This window comes from Lampropedia hyalina DSM 16112 (assembly GCF_900129055.1).
Classification (GTDB): domain Bacteria; phylum Pseudomonadota; class Gammaproteobacteria; order Burkholderiales; family Burkholderiaceae_C; genus Lampropedia; species Lampropedia hyalina.
Genome location: NZ_FQUZ01000003.1, coordinates 75,812 through 90,899 on the forward strand (window position 1 = coordinate 75,812; position 15,088 = coordinate 90,899).

The 15,088-nt window shown below is 62.3% G+C and carries 15 protein-coding genes; 10 read left to right on the top strand and 5 right to left on the bottom strand.

Annotated features, from left to right (window positions below; all coding sequences use genetic code 11):
* Window positions 1-14: 14 nt before the first annotated feature.
* Window positions 15-926, bottom strand: coding sequence for a hypothetical protein (locus BUE21_RS01870; RefSeq protein ID WP_143164374.1), 912 nt, complete (start codon window positions 924-926; stop codon window positions 15-17).
* A gap of 7 nt (window positions 927-933) precedes the next feature.
* Window positions 934-2,187 carry an ABC transporter ATP-binding protein gene (locus BUE21_RS01875; RefSeq protein WP_073354057.1) on the bottom strand — a complete coding sequence of 418 codons (1,254 nt, stop codon included), beginning with the start codon at window positions 2,185-2,187 and terminating at the stop codon, window positions 934-936.
* Window positions 2,188-2,585: 398 nt separating this feature from the next.
* Between BUE21_RS01875 and BUE21_RS01880 the strand changes: the two genes are divergently transcribed.
* From BUE21_RS01880 to BUE21_RS01925, 10 genes are all read left to right on the top strand, one after another.
* Window positions 2,586-3,908, top strand: a complete 1,323-nt coding sequence (locus tag BUE21_RS01880) for a L,D-transpeptidase Cds6 family protein (RefSeq protein ID WP_200796674.1) — start codon at window positions 2,586-2,588, stop codon at window positions 3,906-3,908.
* Window positions 3,909-4,075: 167 nt separating this feature from the next.
* The gene (locus BUE21_RS01885; RefSeq protein ID WP_143164375.1) at window positions 4,076-5,230 is read left to right on the top strand and encodes a L,D-transpeptidase family protein; all 1,155 of its coding nucleotides are present in this window, start codon (window positions 4,076-4,078) and stop codon (window positions 5,228-5,230) included.
* Window positions 5,231-5,403: 173 nt separating this feature from the next.
* Window positions 5,404-6,111, top strand: a complete 708-nt coding sequence (locus tag BUE21_RS01890; RefSeq protein WP_073354204.1) for a CoA transferase subunit A — start codon at window positions 5,404-5,406, stop codon at window positions 6,109-6,111.
* Window positions 6,112-6,116: 5 nt separating this feature from the next.
* Entirely contained in the window at window positions 6,117-6,758 is a 642-nt protein-coding gene (locus BUE21_RS01895) for a 3-oxoacid CoA-transferase subunit B (protein ID WP_073354062.1), read from the top strand.
* 63 nt (window positions 6,759-6,821) lie between these two features.
* A complete protein-coding gene (locus BUE21_RS01900; protein WP_073354064.1) occupies window positions 6,822-7,064 on the top strand; it encodes a hypothetical protein in 243 nt (80 codons plus the stop codon).
* On the top strand, window positions 7,061-7,624 hold the full coding sequence (locus tag BUE21_RS01905; protein WP_073354067.1) for a cell division protein ZapA: 564 nt from the start codon (window positions 7,061-7,063) through the stop codon (window positions 7,622-7,624). Before BUE21_RS01900 ends, BUE21_RS01905 begins: the two co-directional genes overlap by 4 nt.
* A gap of 484 nt (window positions 7,625-8,108) precedes the next feature.
* A complete protein-coding gene (gene rraA / locus BUE21_RS01910; RefSeq protein WP_073354207.1) occupies window positions 8,109-8,630 on the top strand; it encodes a ribonuclease E activity regulator RraA in 522 nt (173 codons plus the stop codon).
* Complete coding sequence (locus BUE21_RS01915; protein WP_073354070.1) at window positions 8,627-9,598, top strand: EI24 domain-containing protein; 972 nt, start codon at window positions 8,627-8,629, stop codon at window positions 9,596-9,598. The genes rraA and BUE21_RS01915 overlap by 4 nt, the downstream gene beginning before the upstream one ends.
* A 70-nt stretch (window positions 9,599-9,668) precedes the next feature.
* Window positions 9,669-11,411: a M14 family zinc carboxypeptidase gene (locus tag BUE21_RS01920; protein ID WP_159435783.1), complete on the top strand. Its 1,743-nt coding sequence runs from the start codon at window positions 9,669-9,671 to the stop codon at window positions 11,409-11,411.
* Between the two features lie 9 nt (window positions 11,412-11,420).
* Entirely contained in the window at window positions 11,421-12,461 is a 1,041-nt protein-coding gene (locus BUE21_RS01925) for a P1 family peptidase (protein WP_073354073.1), read from the top strand.
* A gap of 21 nt (window positions 12,462-12,482) precedes the next feature.
* On the opposite strand, the gene hemH is transcribed toward BUE21_RS01925, so the two are convergent.
* From hemH to lptM, 3 genes are read right to left on the bottom strand one after another with little or no spacing between them, the layout of a single operon-like run.
* On the bottom strand, window positions 12,483-13,544 hold the full coding sequence (gene hemH, locus BUE21_RS01930; RefSeq protein WP_073354076.1) for a ferrochelatase: 1,062 nt from the start codon (window positions 13,542-13,544) through the stop codon (window positions 12,483-12,485).
* A 21-nt stretch (window positions 13,545-13,565) separates the two neighbouring features.
* Window positions 13,566-14,861: a diaminopimelate decarboxylase gene (gene lysA / locus BUE21_RS01935; RefSeq protein ID WP_073354078.1), complete on the bottom strand. Its 1,296-nt coding sequence runs from the start codon at window positions 14,859-14,861 to the stop codon at window positions 13,566-13,568.
* Window positions 14,862-14,893: 32 nt separating this feature from the next.
* Entirely contained in the window at window positions 14,894-15,082 is a 189-nt protein-coding gene (gene lptM / locus BUE21_RS01940; protein ID WP_073354081.1) for an LPS translocon maturation chaperone LptM, read from the bottom strand.
* Window positions 15,083-15,088 lie beyond the last annotated feature (6 nt).

The following is a 15,088-nucleotide window of genomic DNA, read 5'->3' on the forward strand; positions in this document are numbered from 1 at the left end:
GGACGAAGCAAGGTTCAGCCCTGGGTGAAGCGCGGCATTTCGCTCCACAGGTGCCAGGCAACGTTTTGCTCGTCCAGCAGGCCGTTGAAGCGGGTGAACAGGGCCTGTGCCATCGCTTCTTCGCTGGCAAATATGCCCAGCGGTTCGATGCGCAGAAACCGCCTGCCCGTCAGCAGGTTGATGCCGACGATGTAGAAGGTGACGGGAATGCGCTGCTCCACGGCCAGCTTGAGCATGCCGCGTGGCACATGGATGGCCTCTGGCCCCAGCCAGACGGGCAGGGAGGTGCTGGCCTGATCGGCGGGCACGTCGGCCAGAAACAGCACCTGTTCGCCCCGTGCCAGCGTTTTCAGCACGGGGCGCAGGCTTTTGGAAACGTCCACCGGTTGCTGCTGCAAGGCCTTGATGACCTGTTGCACCCGCGCCAGCGTGTAGCGGTAGAGCACCGGGCGGCCCTGGAAATAGGGGCTTTGTTTGTCCAGCGGCGCAATCAGTGCCACGGTGCGCAGGCCGTGCTGGCGTGCGTGGTACAGCCCCCACATGCCCGCGCCCCAGTGGAATGTGCAACTGATGCCTGCCTGCTCGGGGGCAGGCCATTGGCCCTGTACATCCAGATGGCGTGCCAGAAAGCGCGGGCCGTGGCGCAGGGACAGGTAGAGGTCGGCATGATCGACCAGCGTCACCAGCCGCCGCTGTGCCTGCCACCAGTGCGCCTCCTGCGGGCTGCTGCCCGTGCGCTGGCGTTGCCGGGCCTGTTCAAAGGCCCTATCGACCGCAGGCCGGTACAGCGAAGGAAGGTGAAATGCCGCCCAACGAAAGATGCGGAATGCCCACCGCCAGGGCAGGAACAGGGCAATGCCGGGCAGCAGCACCAGTTCCCAGAGGTCGCGCCGACTCTGGGCCGACAGGTATTCGCGCCATGCCACGGCCACTTCATGCCTCCCAGGTGTGGGGCAGTTGCACGATGCCGGGCCTGCTGTGGGCATAGTGCAGCCGGATGATCTTGTGCTGGAACCATTGGTCATAGACCAGCAGCCCCGATGCGTCGAACAGGTAGGCACTGAGCACGTATTCGCCGGTGTGCAGGCTGATGTCGGGATAGTACAGGGTGGCGCGCCACAGGCCGTTGCCCAGCGAATGGGGCTGCGTGTTCTCCCAGTGGGTGGCCACCGAGGTGATGCCCACGCCGTGGTGCTGCTCGATCATCACGCCAATCGATGGCACTTCGTCCGGGGGCATCTGCACGGTCACATGCACGCGCAGATCGTGCGATTGCAGCAGCGGTGGCTCGCTCGATTCGTCCAGCGAGTCGATGCGGAATTCGACAATTTCTGCCTTGTCGCTGGCCGCATGGCGGAAATCCGCCGGGGTGGCATCTGGGTCACCAGATGCTGTGGGTGCGAGAGAGATCGGTGCGCCGCTGACCTCCTGGTCGAGCTGGCGCAGGTGCTGCTCGTAGGCCACCAGCACGTCTTCGGTGGGGCCGAACATGCGTTGCTGGCCCTTGTCCAGCCACAGGGCCACGTCGCAGAGCTGGCGCACATGGTAGTTGCTGTGCGAGCAGAACAGGATGCTGCATCCCGCATCCCGAAAGGCCTGGATGCGGTCGATGCACTTTTTCTGGAAACGCATGTCGCCCACGGCCAGGGCTTCGTCCACGATCAGCACGTCCGGCTGCACGGCAGTGACCAGTGCAAAGCCCAGCCGCACCGTCATGCCCGATGAATAGGTGCGCACCGGGCGGTCGATGGCTTCGCCCAGCTCGCTGAAGGCCAGAATTTCTGGCTCCAGGGTGTGCAGTTGTTCGGCGGAAAGGCCAATCAGGCTGCCGCTGAAGTGCAGGTTCTGGCGGCCCGTGAAATCGGGATGAAAGCCTGCCCCCAGCTCCAGGATGGCGGTGATGCGGCCATCGACCGATACCGTGCCGGACGTGGGGCGAATCGTGCCCGTGACCAGTTTCAGCAGCGTGCTCTTGCCCGCGCCATTGCTGCCCACCACGCCCATGCACTGGCCGCGTGGCAGGCTGAAGGACACATTCTGCAATGCCTTCTGGCTGCGGTACGCTCCCTCGCCGGTCAGCAGGGTTTGCAGCCGTGCGCGCGGGCTGTCGTACAGGCGGTATTCCTTGCTGACATTCGAGATGCGCAGCACGGCTGCGGGGGAATGGTCGGGAGCAGATGGGGTCATGGATGGAGTGTGGTGCTGAATAGGGCGGCTGGCCGAAATTGTAGTGGCTTCCCCCGCTTCTGCCCTGAGCGGGTGCCCTGTGCCTGTCGTGGCGGTGTTTTCGTTGCACTGCTGGCAACATGCCAATAAACCCCTCACACGGGGGTTCTCTGCCTGCTTGCGTTTTCTCTTATGCTTATACAATCGGTGTTTTCACGCCAGTATCTCCTGGGGTGCCTTGTGTCTCCATTCGTATCCTTGATATGGCTTGGCGGCTGGCACGCGCTGGTTGTCGCATGACCCATGATTGTGCGCGCCACATTGGCAACTCCGTATCCATCAACGCCAGCCCTTGCGCCGGGTGTTGGAGGTCTGGCACTTGGCACTCTTCTATCATTCATCATCAAAGAATCGTCTGTATGCTTGGAAAGAATCTTTCGCTGCGCCTCTCTGCCCGTGGTCGTTCACGGTTGCTTTGTCACGCATTGGTGGCCTTGCTGGGGGTATCCGGCGGCATGGGCAGTGTGGCTGCATCGACTGTGCAGCAGTCGGTTTTCGATGAGGTTTCGCGCTTGCTGGAACAGGGCCAGCTGGATGTGGCCGAACGCCGCGTTGCCTTCCACCTGCAAAGTCATCCGGAAGATGTGCAGGTGCGGTTTCTGCAGGGGGTCATCGCCACCGAGCAAGGACACAATGTGCAGGCCATCGACATCTTCACCCGCCTGACGCACGACTATCCCAGCCTGCCGGAGCCGTTCAACAATCTCGCGGTGCTGTATGCGGCCTCGGGCGACGAGCGCAAGGCCACCGAAATTCTGGAAGCGGCCATTCGCACCAACCCCAGCTATGCCACGGCCCATGAGAATCTGGGCGACCTGTACGCCCGCCGTGCCAGTGCTGCTTACGCCAAGGCCCTGCAACTGGACGATTCCCGCCAGACACTGGCTCCCAAACTGTCTGTGATTACCCAGATTTTCACGGTTCAGGAAGGCGGCATGCCGCAGACCTGGGTGGCATCGGCCGGCCGGACGACGGCAGCTGCTCCTGCACCCGTGCAGGAAGCCGCAGCACCCGCACCAGTGGTGGTGGCAGATGCCACTGCGCCGGTGACCGAACCACTGGTGATCGAGGAGATGCCCGACACCCAGGTGGCCGCTGCGCCCGCACAGCCTGCCGTGCCGGTGGCCGCTCCTTCCGTCCCAGAGCCAGTGGCTGAGCCTGTACAGGTCGCGATTGCAGACGTGCCTGCGACCGAGATCACGGCTCCTGCTGCGGTCGAACCTGTCGAAGTCCTGCCACCCGCAGAGCCTGTGCTGGTGGTTCCGGCAGAACCTGCTGTGGTGGCTGTGACAGAAGCTCCAGCCACACCCGTGGTGGATGCCGAGCCTGCTGTGGATGCCAGCTTTGAGACCCAGGTGGCCGCCGCCGTCGAGGAATGGGTCGATGCCTGGTCCAACCGCGACCTGAACCGCTACCTGGCCGCTTACAGCGAGAACTTCCGTCCTGCCGATGGCACCTCGCTGGCGCGCTGGAAGGCACAGCGTGAGCAGCGCATCGTCGGACGCAACTCGATTACCGTGGCAGTGCGCAATATCGACATCGTGGCCAGTGCCGACCGGGCGACCGTGACATTCCGCCAGGACTACTCGTCCGATGCCTACAGCGACACGATGCGCAAGGAATTGCGCTTGCGCAATGAAAACGGTCAGTGGCGCATCGTTCACGAAGGCGCGGCGCGCTGACACAGAGGAAACAGTGGGTGCCAAGCCCGGATTGACAATGCTTGTATGAAAAGTGGTGGTGGGACGTGAACACAGCTTGGGGTCTTCGCAGATGGCACACAAATGCGTGCCTGGTGCTTTCGCTCTGCGGCGTGCTGGCCGGTCATGCGCAGGGCCGGGAAGGATGGATGGCATTGCCCGATGGCACGCGCCAGTCCGGCGAAGCCGAACATCGGCTGCTGGAAGTCTTCCAGAAGGTCGATTCCAGTGACCTCGATGGCGCGCTTGCTTCGGTGGAACGCCTGACCGACGATCTGCCACACTTCCAGGCAGCCCATCTGGTAGAGGCCGACCTGCTGGGTTTGCGCAGCGGCCTCTCGCCCTCCATCGGTTCGCAGGAATCGCTCTTGGGTTCGGGCCGCAGAGCCGAGGTGGTTCGCCTCCAGCAGTTGCAGGAAGAACTCAAGCGCAGGTTGCAGGCGCACCAGCGTCCACCCCATCAGGGCAGCGTGCCGCGTGAGTTTCTGCGTGTGAGCGACTCCGTGCGCCATGCGATTGCCATCGATGCCAGCAAATCCCGCCTGTACCTGTTTGCCAATGAAGGGCTGGGCTTGCGCATCATCGGCGACTACTACATCTCGGTGGGCATTCTGGGCGTGGACAAGCGCAGGGAAGGCGACCAGCGTACCCCGCTGGGGATTTACTTCACCAATGGACAAATTCCCGGCCAACGCCTGCCCGATTTCTATGGCAAGGGCGCACTGCCGCTGAACTACCCGAATGGCTGGGATCGTTCCCTGGGGCGTTCGGGCAGTGGCATCTGGCTGCACGGCACCCCGCCGGATCAATTTGCACGCACCCCGCTGGCCAGCGATGGCTGCATCGTGCTCTCCAACCCGGACATGCAGTTCCTGCTCGATACCGTGGACAGCAACACGCCCGTGCTGATTCGGGACAGCATCGAATGGACCGATGCCTGGCAGGCATTCCAGGAGAACCTGCGGCCCGACCCCTTCATGGAAACCGTGCGGGACTGGGAGCGCGTGCGTCGCGCCCAATCGGCACAGAAACTCGAAGCCGTTTATGAACCCGGCTTCCTGCGCGCACCCGGCAAGCGGCGGCAGTTGCAGCAATACAGCCAGCACTATGCTGCCAGCGATTTTGCCGTGCAGGAAGTCTCCGTGTACGGCTGGACGGATGCGCAGGGCGAGGTCAAGGTCGTCACCCACCACTCCACCAGCAGCGTCAGCCCGGATGGGCTGTCGGTACGCCAATACTGGCACCAGCGCGACGGGCAATGGAAGATTCTGACCGAGGATGTCCTGGCGCGTCCGCTGGGTTGAGTGCGGCCGTGCAGGCTCCATGCAATTTACCGTTTTGTCGGCAATTCTGCGTGGCTTGTAAAGGGATTGGCATGAACCTGCCACATAATGTTTGCTGATTTCGTTGATGCGGGAACCCTGGGCCGGCAGTTCGGGGTTCGTGAAATTTCTCTGTGCTCATTGTGGAGGCAATCTTGAAGAAACTCTATCCTTCTGCCGAAGAAGCCTTGAAAGACATCGTTGCCGATGGCCAGTTGCTGGCCGTGGGTGGTTTTGGACTGTGTGGCATTCCCGAAGCCCTGATCGACGCGCTCGCCGCTTCCGGGGTGAAAGACCTCACCGTCATTTCCAACAATGCGGGCGTGGACGGCTTTGGTCTGGGCAAGCTGCTGGAGACTCGCCAGATCAAGAAAATGATCTCGTCCTATGTGGGCGAAAACAAGGAGTTCGAACGCCAGTACCTGGCCGGCGAACTGGAGCTGGAATTCACCCCGCAGGGCACTCTGGCCGAGAAACTGCGCGCCGGTGGAGCTGGCATTCCCGCGTTCTATACCAAGACCGGCGTGGGCACCCTGGTGGCCGAAGGCAAGGAACTGCGCGAATTCGACGGGGAAACCTACGTCATGGAGCATTCGCTGGTGCCTGAAGTTTCGCTCATCAAGGCCCAGGTGGCCGACCATTCCGGCAACCTGCGCTTCAACCTCACGGCCCGCAACTTCAACCCTGCTGCGGCCACGGCAGGCAAGATCTGCGTGGTGGAAGTGGAAGAAATCGTCGAGACGGGAGCCATTGCCCCCGACGACGTGCACCTGCCGGGCATTTATGTGCACCGCATCGTCCACAACCCGAATCCTGAAAAGCGCATCGAGAAACGCACCATCACCGAGAAAGCTGGAGGCTGAACACCATGGCATGGACACAAGATCAAATGGCTGCGCGTGCTGCCAAGGAATTGCAGGACGGTTTTTATGTCAATCTGGGCATCGGCATCCCCACGCTGGTGGCCAATCACGTTCCCGCAGACATGGAAGTGTGGCTGCAAAGCGAGAACGGCATGCTGGGCATTGGCCCGTTCCCGACGGAAGACCAGGTCAATGCCGACCTCATCAACGCGGGCAAGCAGACCGTCACGACCTTGCAGGGATCCTCCATCTTCGGCAGCGACCAGAGCTTTGCGATGATTCGTGGCGGCAAGATCAATCTCTCCATTCTGGGAGCGATGCAGGTCACGGCCAAGGGCGATCTGGCCAACTGGATGATTCCGGGCAAGATGGTCAAGGGCATGGGCGGGGCCATGGACCTGGTGGCTGGAGTCAAGCGCGTGATCGTGCTGATGGAGCACGTTGCCAGAAAGCGCGATGGCACCACCGACCTGAAGATCCTCTCCGAATGCTCCCTGCCATTGACCGGTGTGGGGGTGGTGGACCGCATCATCACCGACCTGGGCGTGCTGGATGTCACACCGCAAGGGCTGAAACTGGTGGAGTTGGCCGATGGGGTCAGCTTTGAGGAAATCCAGAGCAAGACCGGCGTGGAGATTTTGCAATAAAACGCCAAAAATCCCTCAACTGCTCCCATCTACCACGATGGCAAAGCCTACAATTCAACGGTTATGGAACATTCAAACTTATCTTTTGAACAGCTCAGTGTGCGTGTGGATGCCCTGCTGGAGCGTTTGACCCAGTCTGTGCAAAACCAGCGGGAACTGCGTCAGCAGGTAGAGGAATTGCGCGGCGAACGCGATGCCTTGCAGGCACGTCTGGAAGCGATTCGCAGCTCGATTGATACGCCGCTGGATCGCCTGTCCCCATCGGCCCAGGCCACCCACTCGAATCCACAGGGAGATGCACAATGAAGCAGGTAGAAGTCCAGATATTGAAACAAAGTTACCTGCTCCGGTGTGCGAATGGAGAGGAAGACCGTCTGCTCGATGCCGTCCAGCAGGTCGATGCGGCCATGACCCGCATTTATGAAGAAGGCAAGATGCGTGGCCCCACGGATCGGATTGCCGTGCTGGCGGCACTGCATCTGGCCCAGGATCTGCTGGAAGTGCGCCAGCAACTGCGCGCGCTGGAGCAGTTGCAGGAAACCGGAGCGGCAACATCGGTCGATGCGCAGCCGCAAGCCGATGCCACAGTGACAGAGACAGCCGAACCTGCCGCACAAGCCGATGCAGCCGCCCAGGCCACAGCAGAGGAAGACGTTGCAACGCCTGCCGCTGCTCCTGACACTGATGCGGTGGCTGATGCGAATGTGGAAGAAACAGCAGATGCCACAGATGCCCTTGCCGTTGCTGCCCCAGTCGATGCCGAGGCACAGGCAGCCAAGCCTGTCGCAGAACCGCAAAACAAGGACCAGGATCAGCTTCGTGCCCTGATTGCACGGATTGACCAGGCCTTGCAGAAAATCGCCTGATTTTCCTGTCGGGGCATCCCTGCCTTTTTTCACTGTGGTGCAAAGTGCCCTTGCGGCCATAGGGCGGGGGTTGTGCGTATCTGCCGGGTCATTTTTCAGGAATGTCCCGGTTTTTCTTTGGGCGGAACATTCGTGTTCTTGGGATTGCCGGTGGGGAAAACGCGTAAAATGAATCCCGTCTGCCTCTCCATTGGGTCTTATATTTCCTTGAACCAATGCTCATAGAGCACGGGTTTGGTACATTGCCCGGTGAGCGTGATCGTCTCGCGTCAGATGAACCCAACGCCGGGCTGCCCTTACCCACCTGATCCTCCGGTTCAGGCTGCCGATCCAGTGGCTTCCGAGGCAGACACCTCTTTCTCTGCATCTGGCACTGGGTTGCCAGAATGTCCATGCCATGCGGCATTGCAGTTTTGCCTGCCAGTTGCCCATCCGCACAGATAATAGCTCCCATTGTTTGGAAACTACGATGCAGGAGGTTCGCATGTCCACATTGCCACTGGCAATCCATTTCAGCACCTGTGACTTTGGCGATGCGCACAAGGCCGCCACACCCCAGGCCGATTTCCGGGTTCTGCCCCCGGTGTTTCACAGCTACGGTGGCGTTGCGCACTTTTGCGGTCCGGTTCGCACCGTGCGATGCTTTGAGGACAATTCTCCTGTGAAGGCAGCGGTGGAGTCTCCCGGCAACGGAGCCGTGCTGGTGGTCGATGGTGGCGCATCACTGCGGCGCGCGCTGGTCGGTGGCAATCTGGCCGCTGCGGCGGCCCGAAATGGCTGGGCCGGTCTGGTGGTGGATGGAGCCGTGCGCGATGTGGCCGAGTTGCGCGAAGCACAAACCGGTATTCGCGCCCTGGCGTTGATGCCATTGCCCACGCAACGGGAAGTGCCCGGTTTTTCCGATGTGCCAGTGTTGATTCAGGGCGTGCCGGTTCAGCCGGGGGACTGGCTGTATGCCGACGACGACGGCATTGTGATCAGCAAAACTCCTCTGCACACGGCATGAATGCCTGGCTGAACGCATTGGGGCGGGCACTGCTGGATTGCCTGCGTCCCAAAATCATCGCCATCTCCCTGCTGCCCCTGGCGGTCATGCTGGCTTTGGTGCTGTTGCTGGGGTATTTCTACTGGACACCCGCAGTGCAGGCGTTTGGCCAATGGCTGGAAACCAGCATGGCATGGGGCTGGATTCAACCGGGTCTGGCCCAGTTGGGCATGGACAATGCAGCCACCTGGGTGGCCTCGACCTTTGTGTTTCTGGTGAGCAGTTCGCTGGTGGCCATTCTCAGTCTGGTGCTGGTGGCGGTCTTCATGATGCCGGCCATGGTTCAACAGGTTTCTGTGCGTCGCTTTCCCCAGCTTGCCAGCCTGGGAGAGCAGGGCTGGGTGCGCAGTCTCTGGTGGGGGCTGTGGGCTACTGTGCTGGCCGTGGCGGCATGGGTTCTGACCCTGCCGCTGTGGTTGATTCCCCCGCTCGCATTTGTGATTCCGCCGTTGATCTGGGGCTGGCTGGCCTACCGGCTGTTTGCATCCGATGCGTTGCTGGGCCACGCGAATGCGCAGGAGCGGCAACTGTTGCTGCAACAACACCGCTGGCCATTGCTCCTGATGGGGGTGGTTTGTGCCTATCTGGGAGCGGCTCCCAGTGTGGTGTGGGCATCGGGGATTGTGTTCGTGCTTGCATTCCCTGTGCTGTTGCCTCTGGGGGTGTGGATTTACACGCTGGTCTTTATCTTTTCGGCCCTGTGGTTCATCCACTACATGCTTCATGCGCTGCATGAGTTACGTCTGTCGCAGGGCTATGGCCTGGTGGACGTGGTGGAAGACCTCAAGGCAGAAGCCAGACCAACCCGTTCGACGGGAGCCGCCGTTGCTGAAGCATCGATTGGCAGTCTGTTGCCAAAACACGACAAGGATGCAAAGAATCCAGCCCAGTCTCCTGATTCAACGGCTTCTGACAGGTCTTTGCCCTGAATTTTCCCGACAGTAATGCAAACTCACCCAATCGTACGCCGAGCCTTGAACTGAACCGATGACGAACATGATGAATTTTCCGAAACCACAAGGGCCAAAATCTTCGCAGGGGCCGATGCGGCGATGGGGCCGTCTGGGTGGGCTGGGAGCCTGTGCCCTCTTGCTGGCAGCCTGTCAGACCACGCCCTTGCCGCAATGGCCGCCTGCCCCCATCGAGGATGGGACAGCATCACAGAATCAACCGGCTGTGCCGCGCTATGCACTGGCAGACTACAGCGATGCGATTGCAGCCCGCTACCCGGATCCTTCGGTACAGTATTACACGGCAGGCCTGTCGCCCGAGCGTTCTGTCTGGAGCAGCAATGGCGAGATTCTGTCGTTTCTCAACAATCTGGCAGAAGGCAGCGTGCCGGGGGTGCAATCCCAGGTCATCGGCATCGGCCGCTCCCAGAAAGGCGAGACGATTCATGCGATGCTGATCGGGCGTGACATTACGCCTTCACTGGGCGTAGCCGGATTCGCGAATTCAAAGAAGCCCACCATCTTGCTGGTGGGCGGCCAGCGCGGGGATGAACCTGTGGGCACCGAAACGCTGCTGGTGGCTGCCCAGCAGTTCATGCACGGCGAATGGTCGCGCTGGCTGGGGCAGGTGAATGTGGTGATTGTGCCGCGGCTCAACCCGGACGGTGCACAAACCGGTTCCGCCACGGTGGTGAACCAGCTCGATCTGGAACACGACCATTTGTTGCTGAGGACTCCTGAAGCACGCGCTCTGGCACAGGTGGCACGGGACTTCCGGCCACTGGTGGTCGTGGACAGCCAGGAATACCCGGTCAGCAATTACCTCCAGCCGCATTATCAGGGCATTGCGTTCTACGATGTCTTGCTACAGTACGGGCAGGCTCCCAATATGGGCAGTTTCATTGGCAAGGCCGGTCGCGAATGGTTTGTGGATCCGGTGGTGACGGCATTGCAGGCCCAGAACCTCAGTTCCCACTGGTATCACCATGCGGTGGGCAGTGAGCAGCGTCCGGGCGTGGGCATGGGCAATGCCCGCCCTGAAAGTCTGCGCAATGTGCAGGGTCTGCGCAATAGCATCGGCCTGGTGGTGGCCAGTCGCGGGGTTGGCTTGCAGAAGACCCATGCCCAGCGTCGTGTCCACAGCCATATCACGGTCTTGTCCAAGGTGCTGGAGCAGACGGCAACGCGTGCCGCCGATCTGGAGAAAGTACGCTCCTTCGTGACGCGCGAAGCTGCTTCACAAGCCTGCAAGGGTACGTTGGTGGTTCAGGCAGAAGCCAAGCAGGAGCAGCGCAGCGTGGTCTGGCTCAGCCCCGTTGCCGGAGAACGTCAGGAAGCCCAGCTACCCTGGGCATCCACCCTGGAATTGCGTACGCTGACACAGCGTCCGCGCCCATGCGGCTATCTGCTGGCGGCCACGGAAACCGATGCCGTCGAACGTTTGCAGTTGCTGGGGGTGAATGTATTGCGTGTGGCAGAGGAGGGTGCCTTGCAGGTACAGCGTTACAACGCCGTGCGCCAGCAGCAGGTATCGCCGCCAGCCGATCGCACGGGCATTGCCGAAAAAGCACCGGCCCGCACGCTGGTGGAGGTGGGGTTGCGCCCGCAACGGCTCAATGCCGCAGCAGGCAGCTACTACGTTCCGATGGGACAGGCCATGGCAAACTTGGCCTCCGCCGCCCTGGAGCCCGATACCCTCAGCAGCTTCTTTGCCAATCAGGTGACCCGCAGCCTTGACAGTGTGGCGCGTGTCGTCGAGCCACCCAAGCTGGTGTTTGAAGAGCTGGAATAAGCCATCGCCATGCCGGACTCGTGGCCTTCGTGGCAAGCCGATGCCGACCGCTGGGGCTGCATCACCCAGGTGATGGGCATCGAGGCTGGGCATTGCACACAACCGCATGGCCCCACCGGTTGTACGGTGCTGATTGCCCGAGACGGGGCCGTGGCCGGGGTGGACGTGCGTGGTGCGGCTCCGGGCACCCGCGAGACCGATCTGCTTTCGCCAGCCAATCTGGTCGAACGTGTCCATGCCATTGCGTTGTGCGGAGGCAGTGCCTGGGGGCTGGATGCCGCCAGCGGTGTCATGCAATGGCTCGATGAGCAGCGCATTGGCCTGGACGTGGGTGTGGCGCGGGTTCCGATTGTGCCCGCCGCCGTGCTGTTCGACCTGCTGGTGGGCGACCCCGGCATTCGCCCCGGTGCCCGCCAGGGCTATACCGCCTGCCAGCAGGCAGGCAAAACCCCACTGACCTGTGGCTCGGTGGGTGCTGGCAGCGGCGCGAGTGTCGGGAAGGTCTTTGGCATGCCTTGTGCCATGCGCGGTGGCATTGGCTCTGCGTCCCTGACGGTGCAGGGCGTGACCGTGGCCGCCGTGATTGCCTGCAATGCCCTGGGCGATGTCATTCATCCCGGCACCGGCTCGGTCGTGGCCGGAGCGCGCACCAGTCCTACCGGCCATGTGCTGCGCAATACCCATCAGGCTTTGCTGCGGGGCGAGTCACCGGTAGCCATTTTGCAAGGCAGCAATACCACGATTGGTGCGGTGGCCACGGATGCGGTGCTGAGCAAGTCCCAGGCACAGCGTTTGGCCACGGTGGCACACGATGGACTGGCGCGCAGCATCAGCCCGGTTCACACCATGTCGGATGGCGACACCCTGTTCGCATTGGCCACCGGCAAAGTGGCCCAGCATCCGGGTATGCTGACGCTCTCGGCCATGGCCACCGAAGTGGTGGCCCGTGCCACCGTGCGGGCCGTCTGGAGCGCGACCGCCTACCAGGATGATGCGGGCCTTTACCTCCCCGCAGTCACCGATGTGCGTTGCGGTGGCAATCGTTTTTGACCGATCTTCCTCCCAGACCAGTCATTCCAGCCAGCCGCCCAGTTGGCCTTCCACGATGCGTTGCAGCGCATTGATCCACTGGCTCTGGTCGTTCAGGCAGGGGATGTAGCCGAAGGTCTTGCCGCCGTTGGCGAGGAAGGCTTCGCGCACTTCCATGTTGATTTCTTCCAGCGTTTCCAGGCAGTCGCTGGCAAAGCCGGGGCAGATGACATCAACGCTGTGCAGGCCGTTGCGGGCCTGTTCTTCCAGGGTGGGCTGGGTGTAGGGTTGCAGCCACTGGGCGGGGCCGAAGCGCGACTGGAAGGTCATTTCCCAGGCATTCGGACTCAGGCCCAGCTTTTGCGCGAGTTGTTGCGAGGTGTGGCGGCACTGTATCTGGTAGGGATCGCCCAGATGGATGTTGCGCTGGGGGATGCCGTGGTAGCTCATGACCAGCTTCTGCGGCCTGCCATGTGCCTGCCAGTGGCTGCGCACGCTGTGGGCCAGTGCCTCGATGTAGTGGGGGTTTTCGGCGTAGCCGGTAGTCCAGCGCACCTCCGGCAGGTCGCGTTGCTGGCTACACCAATGGCCCAGGGCATCGAGCACGCTGGCGGTGGTGGTAGACGAATATTGTGGGTACAGCGGCAGGATCAGCACACGCCGGATGCCACGCTGGTGCAGCGCATCGAGTTGCTCGGACAGGCCGGGAGAGCCATAGCGCATGGCCGCCACCACGCTGATGTGGTGCTGGCCTGCGGCATGCAGCCGCTCTTGCAGCAGGCTGGCCTGGCGCAGGGTGTAGGCCAGCAGGGGCGAGCCTTGCTCCGTCCAGACCTGCTGGTATTTGCGCGCCGAGGCCCGTGGCCGGGTGCGCAGGATGATGCCGTGCAATACCGGCTTCCAGAGCAGCGCAGGCAGCTCCACCACGCGTGGGTCGCTGAGAAACTGCGCCAGATAGCGGCGTACCGCGCGCGGCGTGGGTGCGTCGGGCGTGCCCAGGTTGCACAGCAGAATGCCCACACCCGTGGCGGCGGTGGGAGGAGGGGATGCCGCCGCAGTGCGGTTGCTGACCTTGTGGAACGTGGGCAATGGGCTGTCAGGCATGGCAGTGGTGGTGGGTACCGGTCAGAGCAGGATTTCCCCCGCCACCAGGGCGGCGAAGTCGTCACGCTGGCGGATGCAGTGTGCGGTGCTGCCATCGACCAGGATTTCGGTGGCCTTGGGGCGGGTGTTGTACTGGCTGGCCATGCTCATGCAGTAGGCACCAGCGGAGCAGACGGCCAGCCAGTCGCCGGGGGCCACATGCAGGGCGCGGTCGCGTCCCAGCCAGTCGCCGCTTTCGCAGACGGGGCCGACGACGTCGTACACCACGGCCGCTGTGGCATCGGCCTCGCTGGCCTGCTGCACAGGCACGATGGCGTGGAAGGCTTCGTACATGGCCGGGCGGGGCAGGTCGTTCATGGCGGCATCGACGATGCAGAAGTTCTTTTCCTCACCGGGCTTGAGGTACAGCACTTCGGTGAGGCAGATACCGGCATTGCCCACCAGCGAACGCCCCGGCTCCACCATGAAGGCGCGGTCGGCAAAGCCCCGGGCCTGCGCCTTGGCGAACATTTTTTGCCACAGGGTTTCGGTGGCCGGAGGAAGCTGGTCGCTGTAGTGGATGCCCAGTCCGCCGCCGCAGTCGATGTGGTGGATGGGAATGCCTGCGGCTTCCACCTGCTCGACGATGTCCAGCAGCCGATCCAGCGCGTCCAGAAACGGGGCTTCGGTGGTGATCTGCGAACCGATGTGGCTGTCGATGCCCCGCACGCGCAGATGTGGCAGGCTGGCCGCCAGTGCGAAGGTGGCCACGGCATCCTGGTGGGAGATGCCGAACTTGTTGCCCTTCAGCCCGGTGGAGATGTAGGGGTGTGTCTGCGGATCGACATCGGGATTGACCCGCAGACTGATGGGGGCCTGTACGCCCAGCTCACCGGCGACCTGGTTGAGCACATGCAGTTCAGGCACACTCTCGACATTGAAGCAGCCGATGCCATGCGTCAGGGCCACGCGCATTTCGTGGCGGGTCTTGCCCACGCCGGAGAACACCACGTCCTCTGGCCTGGCCCCGGCGGCCAGCACCCGTTGCAGCTCGCCCAGCGATACGATGTCGAAGCCGCAGCCTTCGCGGGCGAAGAATTGCAGGATGGCCAGGTTGGAGTTGGCCTTGACCGCGTAGTGAATCTTGACCTGATGGCCCGCAAAACCGCGCCGGTAGCCATCGAGGGCGTGGCGCATGGCAGCCTGTGAGTACACGAACAGCGGTGTGCCGTATTGCGCGGCCAGCTGGGCCACGGATACGTCTCCGGCGAACAACTGGCCGTCACGGTACGCAAAAAAAGGATGCCCTGGAATGGCGGGCGCAGCAGAGGATGTCATGGAGGGAGGGCGGAAAAAAAGAGGGCGGGCCGTCAGGAAGCAGAGCCGGTTGCCGGGGCTTGTTGGGTGGCAGCGTCGGGAGATTGGGCGGGTTCGACCAGCCTGGGCGGACTGGCTTCTTCCGGCAGATACAGCGGGCCACGCTGGCCGCAACCGGTGGCCAGCAACAGGGCACTGCCGGAAACGGCGGTCAGGATTAGAATTCGGTAGATTTTCAACATGGGCAG